Source organism: Pseudomonas azerbaijanorientalis (genome assembly GCF_019139795.1).
GTDB lineage: Bacteria > Pseudomonadota > Gammaproteobacteria > Pseudomonadales > Pseudomonadaceae > Aquipseudomonas > Aquipseudomonas laurylsulfatiphila.
Genome location: NZ_CP077078.1, coordinates 5,205,353 through 5,224,388, shown reverse-complemented (window position 1 = coordinate 5,224,388; position 19,036 = coordinate 5,205,353). Strand labels below are relative to the sequence as shown.

General features: G+C 60.8%; 18 protein-coding genes. 10 read left to right on the top strand and 8 right to left on the bottom strand.

The annotated features are described in order from the left end of the window. Nucleotides 1-138 precede the first annotated feature (138 nt). The 3 genes from KSS91_RS23360 to KSS91_RS23350 all read right to left on the bottom strand — a co-directional run bounded on the left by KSS91_RS23360 (nt 139) and on the right by KSS91_RS23350 (nt 1,910). Nucleotides 139-735: a superoxide dismutase gene (locus KSS91_RS23360; RefSeq protein ID WP_008022038.1), complete on the bottom strand. Its 597-nt coding sequence runs from the start codon at nt 733-735 to the stop codon at nt 139-141. Between the two features lie 164 nt (nt 736-899). Beyond that, on the bottom strand, nt 900-1,502 hold the full coding sequence (locus KSS91_RS23355; protein WP_015096661.1) for a LysE/ArgO family amino acid transporter: 603 nt from the start codon (nt 1,500-1,502) through the stop codon (nt 900-902). 6 nt (nt 1,503-1,508) lie between these two features. Beyond that, nucleotides 1,509-1,910, bottom strand: coding sequence for an ACT domain-containing protein (locus KSS91_RS23350; protein WP_015096660.1), 402 nt, complete (start codon nt 1,908-1,910; stop codon nt 1,509-1,511). A 96-nt stretch (nt 1,911-2,006) separates the two neighbouring features. Between KSS91_RS23350 and KSS91_RS23345 the strand changes: the two genes are divergently transcribed. From KSS91_RS23345 to KSS91_RS23330, 4 genes are all read left to right on the top strand, one after another. Further along, nucleotides 2,007-2,900 (top strand): LysR family transcriptional regulator ArgP, encoded by an 894-nt coding sequence (locus KSS91_RS23345; RefSeq protein ID WP_007978530.1) that lies wholly within the window; start codon nt 2,007-2,009, stop codon nt 2,898-2,900. A gap of 54 nt (nt 2,901-2,954) precedes the next feature. Then, nucleotides 2,955-3,947: an NAD-dependent epimerase/dehydratase family protein gene (locus KSS91_RS23340; RefSeq protein ID WP_217836257.1), complete on the top strand. Its 993-nt coding sequence runs from the start codon at nt 2,955-2,957 to the stop codon at nt 3,945-3,947. Nucleotides 3,948-4,063: 116 nt separating this feature from the next. Beyond that, the gene (locus tag KSS91_RS23335) at nt 4,064-4,936 is read left to right on the top strand and encodes an ATPase (protein ID WP_217836256.1); all 873 of its coding nucleotides are present in this window, start codon (nt 4,064-4,066) and stop codon (nt 4,934-4,936) included. Nucleotides 4,937-5,185: 249 nt separating this feature from the next. Beyond that, complete coding sequence (locus tag KSS91_RS23330) at nt 5,186-6,034, top strand: cache domain-containing protein (protein WP_217836255.1); 849 nt, start codon at nt 5,186-5,188, stop codon at nt 6,032-6,034. A gap of 137 nt (nt 6,035-6,171) precedes the next feature. On the opposite strand, the gene KSS91_RS23325 is transcribed toward KSS91_RS23330, so the two are convergent. Continuing rightward, complete coding sequence (locus KSS91_RS23325; protein WP_217836254.1) at nt 6,172-7,689, bottom strand: MDR family MFS transporter; 1,518 nt, start codon at nt 7,687-7,689, stop codon at nt 6,172-6,174. 78 nt (nt 7,690-7,767) lie between these two features. After that, on the bottom strand, nt 7,768-8,952 hold the full coding sequence (pobA, locus tag KSS91_RS23320; protein WP_217838466.1) for a 4-hydroxybenzoate 3-monooxygenase: 1,185 nt from the start codon (nt 8,950-8,952) through the stop codon (nt 7,768-7,770). A 191-nt stretch (nt 8,953-9,143) separates the two neighbouring features. On the opposite strand from pobA, the gene KSS91_RS23315 reads away from it, so the two are divergent. Next, nucleotides 9,144-10,040, top strand: a complete 897-nt coding sequence (locus KSS91_RS23315) for a helix-turn-helix domain-containing protein (protein WP_217836253.1) — start codon at nt 9,144-9,146, stop codon at nt 10,038-10,040. Nucleotides 10,041-10,049: 9 nt separating this feature from the next. On the opposite strand, the gene KSS91_RS23310 is transcribed toward KSS91_RS23315, so the two are convergent. Beyond that, entirely contained in the window at nt 10,050-10,226 is a 177-nt protein-coding gene (locus tag KSS91_RS23310) for a hypothetical protein (RefSeq protein WP_007978514.1), read from the bottom strand. Nucleotides 10,227-10,431: 205 nt separating this feature from the next. Continuing rightward, entirely contained in the window at nt 10,432-11,337 is a 906-nt protein-coding gene (locus tag KSS91_RS23305; protein ID WP_217836252.1) for a LysR family transcriptional regulator, read from the bottom strand. 222 nt (nt 11,338-11,559) lie between these two features. On the opposite strand from KSS91_RS23305, the gene KSS91_RS23300 reads away from it, so the two are divergent. Together KSS91_RS23300 and KSS91_RS23295 are read left to right on the top strand one after the other, a co-directional pair. Next, nucleotides 11,560-12,441, top strand: coding sequence for an MBL fold metallo-hydrolase (locus tag KSS91_RS23300; RefSeq protein WP_217836251.1), 882 nt, complete (start codon nt 11,560-11,562; stop codon nt 12,439-12,441). Nucleotides 12,442-12,635: 194 nt separating this feature from the next. Next, nucleotides 12,636-13,250, top strand: coding sequence for an NAD(P)-dependent oxidoreductase (locus tag KSS91_RS23295; RefSeq protein WP_217836250.1), 615 nt, complete (start codon nt 12,636-12,638; stop codon nt 13,248-13,250). A 106-nt stretch (nt 13,251-13,356) separates the two neighbouring features. Here the strand turns inward: KSS91_RS23295 and KSS91_RS23290 are convergent, their stop codons facing one another. Then, nucleotides 13,357-14,238, bottom strand: a complete 882-nt coding sequence (locus KSS91_RS23290; protein WP_217836249.1) for a LysR substrate-binding domain-containing protein — start codon at nt 14,236-14,238, stop codon at nt 13,357-13,359. Between the two features lie 159 nt (nt 14,239-14,397). On the opposite strand from KSS91_RS23290, the gene KSS91_RS23285 reads away from it, so the two are divergent. The 3 genes from KSS91_RS23285 to KSS91_RS23275 all read left to right on the top strand — a co-directional run bounded on the left by KSS91_RS23285 (nt 14,398) and on the right by KSS91_RS23275 (nt 18,903). Then, nucleotides 14,398-16,035, top strand: coding sequence for a 5-guanidino-2-oxopentanoate decarboxylase (locus tag KSS91_RS23285; protein WP_217836248.1), 1,638 nt, complete (start codon nt 14,398-14,400; stop codon nt 16,033-16,035). Further along, nucleotides 16,032-17,480: an aldehyde dehydrogenase family protein gene (locus KSS91_RS23280; RefSeq protein ID WP_217836247.1), complete on the top strand. Its 1,449-nt coding sequence runs from the start codon at nt 16,032-16,034 to the stop codon at nt 17,478-17,480. Before KSS91_RS23285 ends, KSS91_RS23280 begins: the two co-directional genes overlap by 4 nt. Nucleotides 17,481-17,799: 319 nt before the next feature. Continuing rightward, nucleotides 17,800-18,903 carry an extracellular solute-binding protein gene (locus tag KSS91_RS23275; protein ID WP_007978499.1) on the top strand — a complete coding sequence of 368 codons (1,104 nt, stop codon included), beginning with the start codon at nt 17,800-17,802 and terminating at the stop codon, nt 18,901-18,903. Nucleotides 18,904-19,036: the final 133 nt, after the last annotated feature.

Below are 19,036 nucleotides of genomic sequence, written 5' to 3'. Positions count from 1 at the left end.
TCGTCTATGGAGCAAATGTGGGAGCGGGCTTGCTCGCGAAGAGGGCCGGATAATCGACACATTTTTCATTGATGTGGCCACTTTCCCGAACGCATAAAAAAACCCGGCAAAAGCCGGGTTTCTTGACTGGCGTCGAGCTTAAGCGGTGAAGGTTTTGCCTTCGAACTGCTCAGCCACGAATTTCCAGTTGACCAGGTTCCAGAACGCTTCGACGTACTTCGGACGCAGGTTGCGGTAGTCGATGTAGTAAGCGTGTTCCCAGACGTCGCAGGTCAACAGCGGGGTGTCGCCGTTGGTCAGCGGGTTGCCGGCGCCGATGGTGCTGGCCAGGGCCAGGGAACCGTCAGCCTTCTTCACCAGCCAGCCCCAACCGGAACCGAAGGTGCCGATGGAAGTCTTGCTGAACTCTTCCTTGAACTTGTCGAACGAACCGAAAGCTGCGTTGATGGCCTCAGCCAGTGCGCCGGTTGGTTGACCGCCGGCGTTTGGCGCCAGGCAGTTCCAGTAGAAAGTGTGGTTCCAGACCTGTGCGGCGTTGTTGAAGATACCGCCCGAGGAAGTCTTGACGATTTCTTCCAGGGTCTTGCCTTCGAACTCGGTGCCTGGCACCAGGTTGTTCAGGTTCACGACGTAGGTGTTGTGGTGCTTGTCGTGGTGGAATTCCAGAGTTTCCTTGGAAATGTGCGGCTGCAGGGCATCGTGTGCGTACGGCAGCGGCGGCAATTCGAAAGCCATGATGATTCTCCTAATCAGGTCAGTTGCGGTGAGCGCAAGGCCGATCACGGGCGGCCAGACAAGCGCCGGGGAGTTTGTACTCTTTGCGGCGCAGGGAGACGGATCATAGCACCGGGGGGGCGGCATAACCACGCAACAACTGTGTGGAATAGAGGTTCCGCCAATCAGATGGCCGCGATCAACTGCAGCGCTACGGCAAACATCATCACCGCCACCAACAGATCGAGAATTCGCCAGGTACCGGGGCGGGCGAGCCAGGGTGCCAGCCATGCCGCACCCAGCGCCAGGGTGAAGAACCACAGCAGCGAGGCACTGGCCGCGCCGACCACATAAGCGCCGGGCTCGGTTTGTTGTGCGCCCAGGGAGCCGATCAGCAAAACGGTGTCCAGGTAGACGTGCGGGTTGAGCAAGGTCACCGCCAGCGCGCTGAGCATGACCGCCCGCAGCGAGCGTACTGTCTGACCCTCGCCCTGCTCAAGGCTCTGTTTCGAAAAGGCCCGGCGCAGTGCCTGGGTGCCATACCACAACAGAAACGCTGCACCGCCCCAGCGGGCGATGGCCAGCAATGTCGGGTTCTGTGCCAATACCGTCGCCAGGCCGAACACCCCGGCTGCCACCAGCAGGGCGTCGCAGGCCACGCAGAGTGCCGCGACCGGCAGGTGATGTTCACGCCGCAGGCTTTGCGCGAGGACAAACGCATTCTGGGTGCCGATCGCCATGATCAGGCCAAAGGCCACCAACAGGCCGTTCATATAACTTTGCCACATGATTTTTTACTCCGCGTTGGCTGCCAGATCCCGCAGCACCTGCAGGGCACGGTCGGCGTCGGCCTGGCCGACAAACAAATGGTCGTGGTAGTAGCCGGCAATCACGTTGCAACTGATGCCGGCCTTGCCCAATGCCGTGGCGAATGCGGCGGTCAGGCCAACCGCTTCGAGTGCCGAATGCACGTTCAAGGTGATCCAGGCGGCGATGTAGTCGAAGCGCAGCCCGGCTTTTTCGGCGTGGGAGCGTTCGAGAATCACGGTCAGGCCTTCCTGCTCGCGGAAGCTGCCGACAATCTCCAGGCCCGCAGGCAACTGGCCGTCGCGCAGGGTGCAGAACACGTATTCGCCGGCATTGAGTTGCGGGCTCATGCTGCGCAGCAACGTTGCCAATGAAGTTTCGCCAGCCATATGGGTGATCCTTGTTCAAGAGTTCTTGCTGGTCATTGTCCCTGTGAAGGATGTATAAGAAAAACCAATCTTGCTGATCACTCATTAGGAAAACTGATGTTCGACTATAAATTGCTTTCTGCCTTGGCCGCCGTGGTCGAACAGGCCGGTTTTGAACGGGCGGCCCAGGTGCTGGGCCTTTCGCAGTCGGCGATATCGCAACGCATCAAGCTGCTGGAAGCGCGGGTTGGCCAGCCGGTGCTGGTGCGGGCCACACCGCCAACGCCAACGGAAATCGGTCGGCGGTTGCTCAACCACGTGCAACAGGTGCGCTTGCTTGAACGGGATTTGCAAAGCCTGGTGCCGGCACTGGATGAAGAGGGCCTGCCGGAACGCCTGCGGATCGCCCTGAACGCCGACAGCCTGGCCACCTGGTGGGCGCAGGCGGTGGGGGAGTTTTGCGCGCAACAGCATCTGTTGATGGATCTGGTGGTCGAAGACCAGACCGTCGGCCTCAAGCGCATGCGTGCCGGCGAGGTGGCAGCCTGTGTCTGCGCCAGCGAGCGTCCGGTGGCAGGCGCGCGCAGCGTACTGCTGGGGGCCATGCGTTACCGTGCACTGGCCAGCCCGGCCTTTATTGCCCGGCATTTTCCGCAAGGCGTACGCGCCGATCAGTTGGCCCGCACCCCGGCGCTGGTGTTTGGGCCGGACGACTTCCTGCAGCATCGGTATCTGGCGTCCCTCGGCGTCGAGGGTGGTTTCGAACACCATTTATGCCCGTCGTCCGAAGGCTTCATTCGATTGACCGAAGCCGGTCTGGGCTGGGGCCTGGTTCCGGAACTGCAGGTACGCGAGCAACTTGAAAGGGGCGTATTGCGGGAGTTGTTGCCAGATAAGCCGATCGATGTGCCGCTGTACTGGCATCATTGGCGTAATGGCGGTCAGTTGCTGGGGTTGCTCACCGATCAATTGGTCAGCGCATCGAAGCAATGGCTGGTGCCCTTGGACTGACGCGCAGCGTCAAGACCTCACGTAATACGCAAAACGAAATATTCGGAGCAATTCATGAAGATTCTGGTTACCGGCGCAAGCGGCTTCATCGGCGGACGCTTTGCGCGTTTTGCCCTGGAGCAGGGCCTGGACGTGCGGGTCAACGGTCGCCGGGCCGAGAGTGTGGAGCATCTGGTACGCCGCGGAGCCGAGTTCATCCAGGGCGACTTGAGCGACCCGGAACTGGCGCGCGAATTGTGTTCGGACGTCGAGGCCGTGGTGCATTGCGCCGGTGCCGTCGGTTTATGGGGACGTTATCAGGATTTCCATCAGGGCAACGTCCAGGTCACCGAGAACGTGGTCGAAGCCTGCCTCAAGCAACGGGTTCGGCGGCTGGTGCATTTGTCGTCGCCGTCGATCTATTTCGATGGTCGAGATCACCTGGGCCTGACCGAAGAGCAGGTGCCCAAGCGCTTCAAACACCCTTACGCCGCCACCAAGTACCTGGCCGAGCAAAAAGTCTTCGGTGCCCAGGAGTTCGGCCTCGAAACCCTGGCCCTGCGCCCGCGTTTCGTGACCGGGGCCGGCGACATGAGCATCTTCCCGCGCCTGTTGAACATGCAGCGCAAGGGGCGCCTGGCAATCATCGGCAACGGTCTGAACAAAGTTGACTTCACCAGCGTGCAAAACCTCAACGAGGCGTTGCTCAGCAGTTTGCTGGCCAGCGGTTCCGCGCTGGGCAAGGCTTACAACATCAGCAACGGCACGCCGATTCCGTTGTGGGATGTGGTCAATTACGTCATGCGCAAAATGGACGTCCCACAGGTCACCCGCTACCGCTCCTACGGCCTGGGCTACGGCGTGGCGGCGCTCAACGAGGGCGTGTGCAAGATGTGGCCGGGGCGTCCCGAACCGACACTGTCGCGCCTGGGCATGCAAGTCATGAACAAAAATTTCACCCTGGACATCAGCCGTGCCCGGCATTATCTGGATTACGATCCCAAGGTCAGCCTCTGGACGGCGCTCGATGAATTCTGTGGCTGGTGGAAGGCGCAGGATATTCGCTGAGGCTCGAACAGCGCGCCATTTCTGAACCGGATACGGGCTTGGGGGTCAATGGTTGCGGCTGTGGGGTTTATACTGCGCGGCATAAAGCCATTATGTGATTCACTAAGGTTGATTCAATGTCCATGCGAAACGATGCCAACGACGACTTCGACGATGTACCGAGCCTGCGTGCAGACGTTCTCGATGACGATTTTCCGCCCACTGCTCGCACGGTCGTGCATTCGCGCACGGCGCCGGTGGTGAAGGTCAAGGCGGCGAGTACCGGTCCCCTGTGGGCGTTGGTCGGGGCGCTGTTCTTTGCGTTCGCGGGCCTGGCCTGGTGGAGCTTTCAGCAGATCTCCCTGATGGAACAGCAACTGGTGGCGACCCAGGAAAGTTTCGCGCGGATCAGCGAGGAAGCGGCAGGGCGCCTGCAGGATATTTCCGGAAAGGTTGTGGCCAGCCAGACCAGTGTCACAACCGACAGCGAGGCCTTGAAGCTGCAAATCCGCCAGCTGGAAGGCAAGCTCCAGGACCAGAGCACCCAACAGCAAGGTGTGGCCGGCCAGGCCTCGGACCTGGACAAGCGACTGGCGCAAATGTCGGCGCAAACCACTGAAGCGGACAAGCGCCTTGCACTGCTGACTGCCCAGAACACTGAGCATCAGGCGGTCAATACGCAGTTGCAGGCCGAGGTCAAAGCCCTGAGTGCTGAAGTGGCCGCCCTGAAAAGTGCTCCGTCCGACTCGGAAAAATTCGATGCACAGTTGAAAAGCCTGGGTGCCGATATCGTCGCCCTGAAGAAGCAAGGCAACCCGAGCGCTGCCATCGAGCGTCTCGAGCAAGATATCGTCGTGCTCAAGAGCGTGCAGGACAACCGTCCGGCCTCCGCACTGGGCGCGACCAATACCGCGGAGTTCGATGCCTTCCGCAGCCAGGTCACCCGCAACATCAATACCCTTCAGGCGCAGATCCAGAACCTGCAACAGCAGTTGCGCGCCCGGCAGTAATAGCAGCACTTGTGGCGAGGGGGCTTGTCGGAATGCCGCACCACCCCGTTCGGCTGCGCAGCAGTCGTAAAACCGGTAACCGCGGTGTGTCAGGCCATCACCGGTCGCAGGTTTTAGCGCCGCTTCGCAGCGCAACGGGGGCAAGCCCCCTCGCCACAAAAGCCCCCGCTGTGTGTTTTCCTGAATATCCATGCCTCCCCCCATTGCCGTCTACGCTCTTGAAACACCATCAGGAACGAGGGATACGCAATGGGGTTTCTGCATAAGTCCGCCTTGTTATGCGGCATGTTTTTACTGTGCCTGGGCCAGGCACAAGCCGCCGGGACGGAAAAGGACGACAGCAAGGCGGCCATCGCCCTGCTGGAAAAAGCCTTGGCCTACTACCACGAGAACGGTGACAAGGCCTTTGCGGCGTTCAGTCGCCAGGGCGAGTTTGTTGACAAGGACCGTTACGTCTTTGTGCTCGACACCAAGGGCGTGATGCTTGCCAGCGGCGGACCGTCGTCGGCGTTGATTGGCCGGGACGTGTCGCAGGTGCTGGGTCCGGACTTGCAGAAAACCTTCAAGGACGCCCTGAAGGTGCCGGAGGGCAATGGCATTCAGCAGGCGGAGTATCGCTGGCAGAACTGGAGCGACGGCAAGGTCGAGCGCAAACATGTCTACTACCAGCGCATCGGCCAGAGGATTCTGGCGGTCGGTTATTACCTGCCCCGAGCCTCCGCTGAACAGGCCATGGCCTTGCTGAATAAAGCGGCAACCGATCTGGCCAGGGACGAAAAGGGCACTCTGACGGCGATCAATTCCCTCAAGGGCGGCTACCTGCAGGATGACCTGTATGTGTTTGTCGTCGACCTGGACACCCGACGTTATGTGGCCCACGGCACCAACCTGCGGCTGATCAATACCGACTTCAGCAAGATCGAAGACCCGGAAGGCAAGCCTGTGGGCGAGCCGATTCTGGCGTTGATGGCCAAACAGGATTACGGCGAATACGAATACCGCTGGAAAAATCCGGTGACCGGCAAGGTCGAGAACAAGCATGCCTACCTGAAGAAGGTCGGGCATTTTCTGGTGGCTGTGGGGTATTACAGCCCTTGAATGGTAGTGACTGTCAGATCGCCTTCGTCGGAACGCCGCCCGGAGCAAGCCCGCTCCCACATTAGACCGAGTTCTTCATCAGCACGCGGTCAACTGTGGGAGCGGGCTTGCTCGCGAATACAGACAACGCGGTCCACCTATCGAACCTTGTCCTCGCGCCCGCGCAACAACATGTTCGGCATGGCAATCGCCGCCGCCAGCCCCAGTAACGACACCACCGCACTGACCGTCAGCAAGTGCCGGAACGTCAGCAGCAATTCAGCACGCAAGGCGTTCTGCGCCTCACCCGGTGCGGCGTTCAACCCGTCGAGCAACACATTGCCCGAACTGCCTTCGGCAATCAGCGACGAGCCGGCCAGGTGCGCAAAACTTGAACCCTGCAACAAGGCCAGCAGCAGCGCCGACATCAACGCCACACCCACGGCACCCCCCAGCGAACGGAACAGGTTGGTGGTGCTGGTGGCGACGCCTATGTCTCGCTGGTCCACCGAGTTCTGCGTGCCAACCAACGATGTCGGGAACTGCATGCCCGAGGCAATCCCACACAGCAGCATGAACAAGCTGCTCACGACGAACGCCTGCGGTGGGCTGAACGCCATGCCGGTAATCGCGATGGGCATCAGCGCGGCGCCGGTGAGGATCATCGGTTTGTAGCGTCCGGTCACGGAGGTGCGGCGGCCAGCGAAATACGCGCCAATCGGCAAGCCCATGGCCAGCGGCAGCAGATGCAGGGCGGCGCTGTCGGCCCCGGCGCCGGTGACGCTCTGGAAGCGCAGCGGCATCAACACGATCAGCGAGATGGCCTGGAAACTGGTGAAGAAAATCGTGCACCAGCACAGGATCGCAGGGCGGTTGGCGAACAGATGCATAGGCAGCAATGGCTCCCGTGCCCGCCGCTCGTGAACGACAAACAGCCCCAGCACCAGTACCGCACAAGCGAGCAGCGCCAGCACCTCGGCACTGCGCCAGGAATGACCCTGACCGACCTGCGTGATGCCCAGCAACAATGCCGTCAGCCCGATGATCATCAACACGGTGCCCAGGTAATCGATGACTGGTTTGCGTTGTGGAACCGGCAGACCCACCAGCGTGCGATGGGCCACCAGCCAGGCACCCAGGCCCAGCGGCAGGTTGATCAGGAACACCCAGCGCCAGGACAGGTATTCGGTCATGTAACCGCCGAGCACCGGGCCGGCCACGCTGGCCACCGCGTACATGCTGCTGAAATAACCCTGATAACGACCGCGCTCCCGTGGCGGCACGATGTCACCGATGATCGCCTGGCTCACCGAAATCATCCCGCCGGCCCCGATGCCCTGGAAGATCCGCGCCAGAACCAGTTGCTCCATGCTCTGGGCCATGCCGCAGAACACCGACGCCAGGGTGAACAGGCCCATGCCGAACAGCATCAACTTGCGCCGCCCGTACAGGTCGCCCAGTTTGCCGTAGATCGGCACCGCCACGGTCATGGCCACCATGTAGCCGGAAATCACCCAGGCCAGCAGGCTGACGTCCTTGAACTGTGCGGAGATGGCCGGCATCGACACGGCGACGATAGTCTGGTCCAGCGCCCCGAGAAAGATCGCCAGCATCAGCGCGATCAGCACGCTGCGAATGGCGGGTTTGGGCGTTTCAGGCTGATGGAGATTGGTCACGGGAAAACCTGCGGGCATTGATTGACCCGCACGAGGCAAGGCGAGCGGGGATGCTCGCCAGTGTAAGTCGATAGCAGGCTATTCGATAGCCTCATAAGGAAGCCCGACGTAGTTTTCCGCGATGGTTTTTCGACCCGCCTCGGAACCGATGAAATACTCCAGTTCCGATTCGGCAATGCGCTGGCTAAAGGCATCGTGGTCCTCGAAACGGTGCAGCATCGAGGTCATCCACCAGGAAAATCGCTCGGCCTTCCACACGCGGCGCAGGCAGATTTGCGAGTATTTCTCCAGCAGATCAACGCGGTTTTCACGGTAAACCTTGAGCAGGATATTGAACAGCGTACTCACATCGCTGGCTGCCAGGTTCAGGCCCTTGGCGCCGGTGGGCGGAACGATGTGCGCCGCATCGCCGACCAGGAACATCCGCCCGTATTGCATCGGTTCGACCACGAAGCTGCGCAGCGGCGCGATGCTTTTTTCGATGGACGGGCCGGTCACCAGTTTATCTGCCAACGCTTGTGGCAACCGCGTCTTGAGTTCATCCCAGAAGCGTTGATCCGACCAGTTATCGACATGATCGCTGGTGGGTACTTGAAGGTAGTAACGGGTGCGTGTCGGCGAGCGCATGCTGCACAGGGCAAAACCGCGCTCATGACGGGCGTAGACCAGTTCGTCGTGGACCGGTGGGGTATCGGCCAGGATCCCGAGCCAGCCGAAGGGGTAGATCCGTTCGAAGACTTTCAGGCTGTCGGCGGGAATCGATTGCCGCGCCACGCCATGGAAGCCGTCGCAACCGGCGATGTAGTCGCAATCGAGTCGCCAGGTCTCACCATCCTTCTCAAAAGTGACAAAGGCTTCATCGGTTTTCATTCCGTGGGGAACGACGTTGGCTGCCTGGTAAATCGTTTGCGCGCCGGCCTCCCGACGGGCGGCCATCAGGTCGCGGGTGACCTCGGTCTGGCCGTAGATCATCACGGTTTTGCCACCCGTGAGGGCGTGCAGATCGATGTGCACCTGGCGCCCGTCGAGGGCCAGTTCGAAGCCGCCATGCACCAGCCCCTCGGCGTCCATGCGCTGACTCACGCCGGCCTGGCGCAACAGCTCTACCATGCCTTGTTCAAGCACGCCGGCGCGGATTCGGCCCAGTACATAGTCCGGGGTCTGACGTTCGAGAATGAGGGTGTCGATACCGGCGTTGTGCAGCAATTGGCCGAGCAACAAGCCTGAAGGGCCGGCACCAATGATGGCGACCTGGGTTTTCAGCGTTTTCATTGTTTTTATGACTCGCAAGCTTCACGCGACCAGGGTCGGTGAATGATTTTTATGGATCGAGTGCTTGCATTTTTCCCTTGCGGGTCTGTCAATTGAAGGTGAAAACTGAGCCGATAGCTGTACATTCTGCCAATCGGTGCGATTATCGCCCGCCATCAAACTCCGAGGCCTGGATTGAAGTGATGAACAAGCCTGACCTGCCTTCGATTCCGGTGTTCAAGCTCTACGGTGAAAGCCTGGATTGGCCGACCCCGGACTTGCTGCACTGTGAAACCATTTCCAAACGCAGCCGCGAACATCATTGGGAAATCAAACCCCACCGCCACGCTGATTTATGCCAACTGCTCTTCGTATTCAAAGGTCAGGCAGAGCTTGAAATCGAAGGCCAGCGTACACAACTGCTGGAACCGGCGATCCAGATCCTGCCACCGCTGTCGGTGCATGGCTTTCGCTTTTCCGAGGGCGTGGAAGGGTTTGTCGTGACCCTGGCTGCGCCGCTGATCGCCCACCTGCAGATGCAGTTGGGACACTCGGTCAATGCCCTGGCCCAGGCCGAAAGTTACCCGGCAGGCAAGGACGCCGAGTACCTCAACAGCCTGTTCAGTGCCTTGCAGAGCGAATACAACAGTCATCAACCGGCCCGGGAAATGCTCATGCATTCGCTGGTCAGTGTGATCGTGGTGTGGGTCAGCCGTCAGGTGATCCAGCGTCGCACCGCCATGGCGCGACCGCAGCGGGCCCGGGAATACCTCAACGGCTTTATTCAACTGGTGGAAGAGACCTATCGCCAGCACGTCAAGGTCGAGGATCTGGCCCACCGGCTGGGGATTTCCGTGTCGCACCTCAACGGAACCTGTCGTGAGCTGGCGGGGCAACCAGCGTTGCAGATCATGCACGAACGGCAATTGCTGGAGGCCAAGCGCTTGCTGACCTACACCAGCATGACCATTTATGAAATGTCCGACGTGTTGGGGTTTTCCGATCCGACCAACTTCACTCGCCTGTTCCGGCGTCGTGTGGGGATTTCGCCCAAGGCCTTCCGCGACCGCTTGAAGGCCGATCAGGACAACGAAGCCTGACCCCCTTCGTTACCGGAGGGCGTTGAGGGTGGCGTTGTGGGGGATGCAGCGCTCGAAGTTGCAGCTCGCGGCTTCACGGGGCAGGTTGCGCAGTTGCTCGACGCGCCAGGCGGCAGCGCCATACAGCCCGAGCGTGACCGCGCAGGTGATGAAGATCGCGAGGTATCTTCTTGTTCTGATGTTCATGGCGTTGACCTCTGAACGAATACCTTTCGGTACTACTTTGAGCATAGGTCAGCGCTGGTGGGTTGCCAGCAGTAGCGCGGTATTCAGAATACTGATGCCCCCTGTGGGAGCGGGCTTGCCCGCGAAAGCGGTATTTCATGCGCAAAATTTGCGTCGGATGTACCGACCTCTTCGCGAGCAAGCCCGCTCCCACATTTTGATTGGGTTACAGGCCGATATCCCACGTCGGTTCTTCCGGAAACCTCACAACGAGAAAATCCAGCAGGCTGCGCAGCGCCACCGGCATGTGCTTGCGTGAGGCATACACCGCATACACGTTCATTTGCCGGGGTTCGGCCGCCGGCAGCAGGCGAATCAATTCGCCGCTGTGAATGTGCACGCCGGCCTGGTAGGTGGGCAGCATCGCCACCCCGGCGCCGGCGATCGTTGCGCGCAACAGCGTGCTGGCCTCGTTGGCGCTGATGTTGCCCTGCACCGGTACTGAAACCTGCTCGCCGTCCTGCTCGAAATGCCAGAGGCTTTTGCCGAAGTAGGAGTGGGTCAGGCAATTGTGCAGGCTCAGGTCCTCGACCCGTTGCGGCGCTGGATGTTCGCGCAAGTAAGCAGGGGAAGCGCAGATCACCGAGCGGCAAACCGTCAGGCGGCGGGCGATCAGGTTCGGGTCCAGATCGTTGCTGGTGCGGATCGCCAGGTCGATGCGCTCATCCACCAGGTTCACGGTGCGGTCGAGCATCTGCATGTCGACGCTGACGCCGGGGTAGCGCTTGACATACGCGGCTATGGCATCGGCCAGTTGCGCCTGGCCGAACGAGGTGCTGACGCTGATCCGCAGCAGGCCGCGCGGTGCGTCGTCCGGTTCGCTGACGGCGGCTTGCATGTCGCTGGACAACTCGAGCATCTGCCGGCAGCGGGGCAGGATCTCGTTGCCGGCGGCGGTGAGGCTCAACTTGCGTGTGGTGCGGTGCATCAGGCGCGCGCCGACCCAATCTTCCAGTTCCGCCAGATACCGCGACACCACCGGCCGTGACAGCTCCAGGTGATCGGCGGCGGCCGACTGGCTGCCGAGGTCGACCACCGTGACGAACACACGCATTGCTTGAAGACGATCCATGATTTGCCCGCTTTCAGAAACAAACTATGTTCAAGCATCGCATTTTTTGTACCGAGTCAGGCAACTAAGCTCTGGGTTCATGTAGGAGCGAGCCTGCTCGCGATGGACTCGCAGACAACGCGAATATCCGATAAGTACGCGTCATCGTTTACGTCCATCGCGAGCAGGCTCGCTCCTACAAAAGGCATCGCCAAATATGGCATCGGGATCACGGAGCAACAGATGATCGGTTTCACCTCACTTAAGCGAGTTTTGCTGGCCACCACCTTCGGTTTTGCCGCCCACGCCAGCGCCTCGCCCCTGACGCTGGATGTCTACAACCCTGGCGAAAAAGCCATTTTCCCGGTGACCTCGGTGCTGGTCAGCGGCGAAAAGGAAGCGATTCTGGTGGATGCCCAATTCGGCAAATCCCAGGCCGAGCAGGTGGTGGAAAAAATCCGCGCCAGCGGCAAGCAATTGACCACCATCTACATCAGTCACGGCGACCCGGACTACTACTTCGGTCTCGACACCCTGACGGCCGCGTTTCCCAAGGCCAAGGTCCTGGCCTCGCAGCCGACTGTTGATCACATCAAGCAAACCGTCGACGGCAAACTGGCCTTCTGGGGGCCGAAAATGGGCGCCGATGTGCCGGCCAAAACCATCGTGCCGGACGTGCTCAAGGGCGACAGCCTGATCCTCGAAGGGCAGAAGTTGCAGGTGCTTGGACTTGAGGGGGCGCAGCCGGATCGCAGCTTTGTGTGGATTCCGTCGATCAAGGCGGTCGTCGGTGGTGTTGTGGTGGCGCAAAACATCCACGTGTGGATGGCCGACACGCAAACGCCGCAGTCCTATGCCGATTGGCTGGCTACGCTGCATTCCATTGAAACCCTGAAACCGCAGGTCGTGGTGCCGGGTCATTACCTCGGCGAGAGCGATCGCTCACTGGCAGCCGTACAGTTCACCGCCGCTTACATCAAGGCCTTCGACGAAGAAACTGCCAAGGCCAGGGATTCTGCTGAACTGATTGCGGCAATGAAAAAACGCTTTCCGGCACTGGGCGATGAAAGCTCCCTGGAGCTGAGCGCCAAAGTCGCCAAGGGCGAGATGAGGTGGGGGGAGTGAGTCTTTGACATGAGCGGGGGCTTTTGTGGCGAGGGGGCTTGCCCCCGTTGGAGTGCGAAGCACTCCCCTGCATTCCTTCAGGCACCCCATAGACACAGGTTTACGACTGCTGCGCAGCCGAACGGGGGCAGCCCCCTCGCCACAAAAGTCAGCGCTAATTGATACCGATACTTTCAAGCCAACTGGAGTACGTCATGAGCAACATCGCAATCATCGGTGCCACCGGTCGTGCCGGTAGCCAACTGCTGGAAGAAGCCCTGCGTCGCGGTCACAGCGTTACCGCCATTGCCCGCGACACATCGAAAATCGGCCAGCGTGCGGGTGTGGTCACACGCAACGTCGACGCTCTGGATGCCAGTGCATTGCAAGCAGCCATCGAGGGGCATGACGCAGTCATCAGCGCGGCACATTTCGCAACGCTGCCTGCCAGTGCCGTCATCGGGCCGGTGAAGAAAGCCGGGGTCAAATGCTTGCTGGTAGTCGGCGGTGCGGGTTCGCTCTTGTTGCCCGATGGCACTCGAGTGATCGACAGCGATGGTTTCCCTGAGGCTTACAAGGCAGAGGCCAGCGCCGGTGCCGAATTCCTCGCAAACTTGCGTGAAGAGCGGGATCTGGACTGGACTTTCCTGTCGCCCTCGGCCGAATTTGTCGAGGGCGAGCGCACCGGGAGATTCCGTCTCGGCCAGGATGATTTGCTGGTGAGCAGCGAAGGGCGTAGCTGGATCACGTTCGCCGACTATGCGATTGCAATGCTCGACGAACTCGAGGCGCCAAAGCATTCGCGGCAACGGTTTACAGTTGGGTACTGACACCGCAATCCATGTAGGAGCTGCCGCAGGCTGCGATCTTTTGATTTTGCTTTTTAAAAACAAGATCAAAAGATCGCAGCCTGCGGCAGCTCCTACAGGTGGCGGTTCAGCGAGACTGCGCCTGCTCCACCAGCCATCCCATCAATTCACGTAACTTCGGCGAAGGTCCGGGTTTTTCGGGGAATACAAGGTAATACGCCAGTCCTGTTGTGACCTTCAAATCGAATGGCATGACCAGCCGCCCGGCATTCAGGTCATCGCCGATCAGCGACCAGTCGCCAATCGCCACCCCCGTTCCCTGGGACGCCATCGACATCGCCAGGTCCAGTGTTTCGAAATGCTGCCCCTTGCCGACATTGGTCAAATTCACCTCCGCGGCCTTCAGCCAGGCTTTCCAGTCCCGTTCATCGCGGGTCGGGTGCAGCAGCAGGTGTTGTTGCAGATCGGCGGGTGTCTGCAGGGGCATGGGGCCTTCGAGCATCGGTCTGGAACACACCGGCGTGAGTTGTTCATCGAAGAGTTTTTGCGACATCAGTGAATTGTCCGGCGGTGCGCCGTACATCACCGCCGCATCGAACTGCTCGAGATGAAAATCCACGCCGTGCTTGACCGTGGTGGTCAGTTCCACCGGCACGTCCGGGCGTTCCCTTTGCCATTGCAGCAGGCGCGGCAGCAACCAGCGCATGACGCAGGTCGGTGCCTTGAGTTGCAGGGTTTCGCGCTTCTCGCCGATCTGTTCCACGGCCTCATCGATCAGGCCGAAAATCTGCTGCACCCGGGGCAACCACTCCCGTCCTTCGGCAGTCAGGTCCAGACCTCGGGCCTGGCGAATGAACAGCTCATAACCCAGGTGATCTTCCAGCCCTGCGATCTGCCGGCTGACTGCGCCCTGGGTAATGTGCAGTTGTTCGGCGGCCCGGGTGAAATTGCAGCACTGCGCGGTAATCAGAAAAGTGTGCAGCGCCGGCAGGGGAGGCAGTCGTTTCATTGGGATCCAAGGTATGACGTGAGGACATGGCTAGTATGACTTTTTATCCATTGTTGCGGCTACGTGTCGCCCGTTCCAATGAGGCCATTCCCGGGCCTGCCAATCCATCATAAACACAGCGCATGCCCGGCGTCTCAAACGAACAAAAAGGGCAAAGACATGGCGACGTGTGGCGAAGTATTGGTCAAGTTACTCGAAAACTACGGAGTCGAGCAGGTGTTCGGCATTCCGGGGGTTCATACCGTGGAGCTGTATCGCGGGCTGGCCCGTTCGAGCATCAACCACGTGACGCCGCGCCATGAACAGGGCGCCGGCTTCATGGCCGACGGCTACGCCCGCACCAGCGGCAAACCGGGTGTGTGCTTCATCATCACCGGCCCTGGCATGACCAACATCACCACCGCCATGGGCCAGGCCTACGCCGATTCGATCCCGATGCTGGTGATCTCCAGCGTGCAATCGCGCAGCCAGTTGGGCGGCGGTCGCGGCAAGCTGCATGAACTGCCGAACCAGGGCGCACTGTGTGCCGGTGTCGCGGCGTTCTCCCACACCCTGATGTCGGCGGCGGAATTGCCGGGTGTGCTGGCTCGCGCCTTTGCGCTGTTCCAGGCGGGCCGTCCGCGTCCGGTGCACATTGAAATTCCATTGGATGTGTTGGTCGAAGACGCTGACGAGCTGCTCAGCAGCCTGCCGGTCAACATCGACCGCGCCGGTGCTTCGCCGAGTGCCGTGTCGCGCATGACCGAATTGCTGGCCAACGCCAAACGTCCGCTGATTCTCGCCGGTGGCGGTGCCATCGACGCGGCGGCCGAGCTGACGGCGCTGGCCGAGTTGCTGGACGCGCCGGTCGCCCTGACCATCAATGCCAAGGGCATGCTCGCCTCCGGCCACCCGTTGCTGATCGGCTCGACCCAGAGTCTGGTCGCCACCCGGACGCTGGTCGCCGAGGCCGACGTGGTCCTGGCCATCGGCACCGAACTGGCCGAGACCGACTACGACGTGACCTTCGCCGGTGGCTTCGAGATTCCTGGCAAGTTGCTGCGCGTGGACATCGACCCGGACCAGACCGTGCGCAACTACCCGCCGCACGTGGCGCTGGTGGCCGACTCGCGCAACGCTGCCCAGGCCTTGCTCAGTGCCTTGTCGCACAAGTCCCTGGCCGAACGCCGCAACGATTGGGGCCAGGTACGGGCCGCTCGTCTGCGTGAAGACCTGGCCACCACCTGGGACGCACCGACCCTGGCCCAGACCCGTTTCCTTGAAACCGTCCTGTATGAACTGCCGGACGCGGTGTTCGTCGGTGATTCGACCCAACCGGTATACACCGGCAACCTGACGTTCAATCCGGAGCGCCCACGTCGCTGGTTCAACTCGTCCACCGGTTACGGCACCCTCGGTTACGCCTTGCCGGCGGCGATTGGCGCCTGGCTCGGCGGCAGCGCTAAAGACGGTGCTCGCCCGCCCGTGGTGTGCCTGATCGGTGACGGCGGCCTGCAGTTCACCCTGCCGGAACTGGCCAGCGCCGTTGAAGCGCGCACTCCGGTCATCGTGCTGCTGTGGAATAACCAGGGCTACGAAGAGATCAAGAAATACATGGTCAACCGTGCCATCGAGCCGGTCGGTGTGGACATCTACACCCCGGACTTCATTGGGGTGGCCAAGGCCTTGGGCTGCGCGGCCGAAGCCGTCAGCAGTGTCGAGCAATTGCGCGGCGCATTGCGTGTGGCCCACGATCGCCAGGGCCCGACCCTGATTGAAATCGACCAGGCCGAGTGGATGAAGGCGGTGTCGAAATGACTTTCCCGACTACCCTGGATGGCCTGTACATCAACGGCCAATGGTCGGCCGGCAATGAACACCTGCGCGTTATCAATCCGGCGACCGAAGCCCTGTTGACCACGGTCAATGGCGGCGATGAGCGTGCGGTTGATCAAGCGGTGAGCGCGGCGACCCGGGCGTTCGCCGGCTGGTCGAAAACTACCGGTGCCGAACGCGCTGCCATCCTGCGCAAAATCGCCGCGGGAGTGCAGGCCAACCGTGAAAAACTGATGCACTTGCAGTCGAGCAACAACGGCAAGCCGCAATTCGAAGCCGCCATCGACGTCGATGACGTGATCGCCACGTTCGAGTATTACGCCGGTCTGGCCGAAGGGCTGGACGCGAAACAGGACAGCGCCATCGAACTGCCGAGCGACGATTTCAGCGCTCGCCTGCGCCGCGAACCTTGCGGTGTAGTCGGCCTGATCGTGCCGTGGAATTTCCCGATGGTGACCACCGCCTGGAAACTCGCCCCGGCCCTGGCCGCCGGTTGCTGCGTGGTGCTCAAGCCTTCGGAAGTCACGCCGCTGCCAGAGCTGGAACTGGCAACGATCATCGCCCAAGCCGGCTTGCCGGCGGGCGTGTTCAACCTGGTGTGTGGCACCGGCCTGGCCGTTGGCGCGCCGTTGTCGGCGGATCCGCGTATCGCGAAAATTTCCTTCACCGGTAGCAATGCCGTTGGCGTGCAGGTCATGCAGCGGGCGGCGGAAACCGTCAAAGGCGTGAGCCTGGAGCTGGGCGGCAAATCATCGCTGCTGGTGCTGGCCGATGCAGATCTCGACCTGGCGGTGGAAGTGGCTTGCGGCGGTGGTTTCTTCAACGCCGGGCAGATGTGCTCCGCCACCAGTCGCGTGCTGGTGGCCGATGAACTGGCCGATGAATTCCTCAGCCGAGTGAAGGCCCGTGCCGAAGCGATTCGCGTGGCCGACCCGTTCGACCCGAACGTGGAAATGGGCGCGCTGGTCAATCAGGCGCAATACCAGCGTGTCCTGGGCCACATCGATCGTGGTTTGAGCGCCGGTGCCAAACTGGTTTGCGGTGGCAATCGCCCGGCGGACCTGCCACGCGGATATTTTTTGCAGCCGACGGTTTTCACCGACGTGCCCCTCGACAGTGCACTGTGGTGTGAAGAGATTTTCGGCCCGGTGATCTGCGTGCGCAGTTTTGCCTCTGAAGCCGAAGCGATTGCCCTGGCCAACGACAGCCAGTTCGGCCTGGTCGCCAGTGTGGTCACGCGCAATGCCGAGACCGCCGACCGCGTCGCCAACGCTTTGCAGGCGGGGCTTGTATGGATCAATGCTCCGCAGGTGATCTTCCCGCAGACCGCCTGGGGCGGCTACAAGCAGAGCAGCATCGGCCGTGAATTGGGGCCTTGGGGCTTGCAGGCTTTCCAGGAAATCAAACACGTGATCCGGGCCGTCTGACGCCGATCCCTGTAGGAGCGAGCCTGCTCGCGATGGACGTCAACGATAACGCGGGGTACCTGAATGAGCGCGGTGCCCTTGCGTCCATCGCGAGCAGGCTCGTTCCTACAGAAAAGCCATCCGCGTGCCCCGAAAGCAGGCATGCGCTGGCGTCATGGCTTCAATGAATTTTTATCGATAGTCAGGTGTTTTACGCGACCTCAGGATGAACTCACTGGTTCAGCCAAACCCCCGAAAACAGAGGGGTTAACGCTACCCAGTCGCGCGGATGCAACAGTTTCGACCTGCCTTATACCTACAAAAACAAAGGGAGTCCGTAATGGGCGAGCATGATCTGAACAGACGTCAATTCATCAAGACCGTGGGCGTAGCCTCGGTTGCAGCGGCAGCCATGAGCATGCCGTTCATCAAGGCCAATGCCAGCGACACACGTTTTGCCGGCAAGACCCTGCGTTTGCTGACCTGGTCCGATGACACCGGCCTGGCTGCACTGCGCAACATCGCCGCGACGTTCGAAGACAAGTACGGCTGCAAGGTCATCGCTGACCGCACCGGCAGTACCTCGGAAATGGTCGCCAAACTCAAGGCCGGCGGTGATCGTCCGCAGTACGACATCATCACCCTGGCAGGCGTTGGCGCCGAAGGTCTGGCCGCCGCCAACCTGCTGGAAAAACCCGACCTCAACCGCATTCCCAACCTGGTCGATGTACCGGAGAAATACCGCACCGGCGCCAATGGCCACGGTATCGGTTACCTGCTGTGGTGCAACAGTCTGGTCTACAGCACCCGCACCCAGAAAGAAGCCCCGACCAGCTACGCCTCCCTGTGGGATGCCGACGCGGCGCCGAACATCTTCCTGCCGCCGCCAAACTGGACCGAGGCCATGGACCTGATCATCATCGCCGCCAAACTGGCCGGTGGTGACGAGCACAACATCGAACCTGGCTTCAAGAAACTCGCCGAGCTGAAAGATCGTGTGGTGACCCTGGGTGAAAACCCGAACCAGATCGCCGAGCTGTTCCGCACCGGTTCCCTGGACATGGGTGGCCTGTACGCACCGGCGTTCTTCCCGAAACAGATCCGCGATCCGAACTACGGTCTGGGCGCAACCTTTGGCATGAAGGAAGGTTTCTACACCGACCTGATGCTCTCGGTGATGCCGAAGAACCGTCCGGGCGATACCGACATGGCCTATGCCTTCATCAACCACTCCCTGGACCCACTGGTGCAGGGCAAGATGGCTGAAGACATCTACAACGGCCCGGTCAACGCCAAGGCGATCATCTCCGCCGAAGCGCGCAAGAGCCCGTACATCCTCACGCCGGAGCAGATTGCCGAGAAGGCGATCATGCACGACAACGCCTTCCTGGCGACTGTGCATGACCAATGGATTCGTCGTTACACGGAAATCTTTTCTTCCTGATCGAGTGCCGCTCGCAAGCCCTTGAAGCGCCACAAATCAAATGTGGGAGCGGGCTTGCTCGCGAATGCGGTGTGACATTCAACATTGATGTCGGTTGACACGGCCCCTTCGCGAGCAAGCCCGCTCCCACATT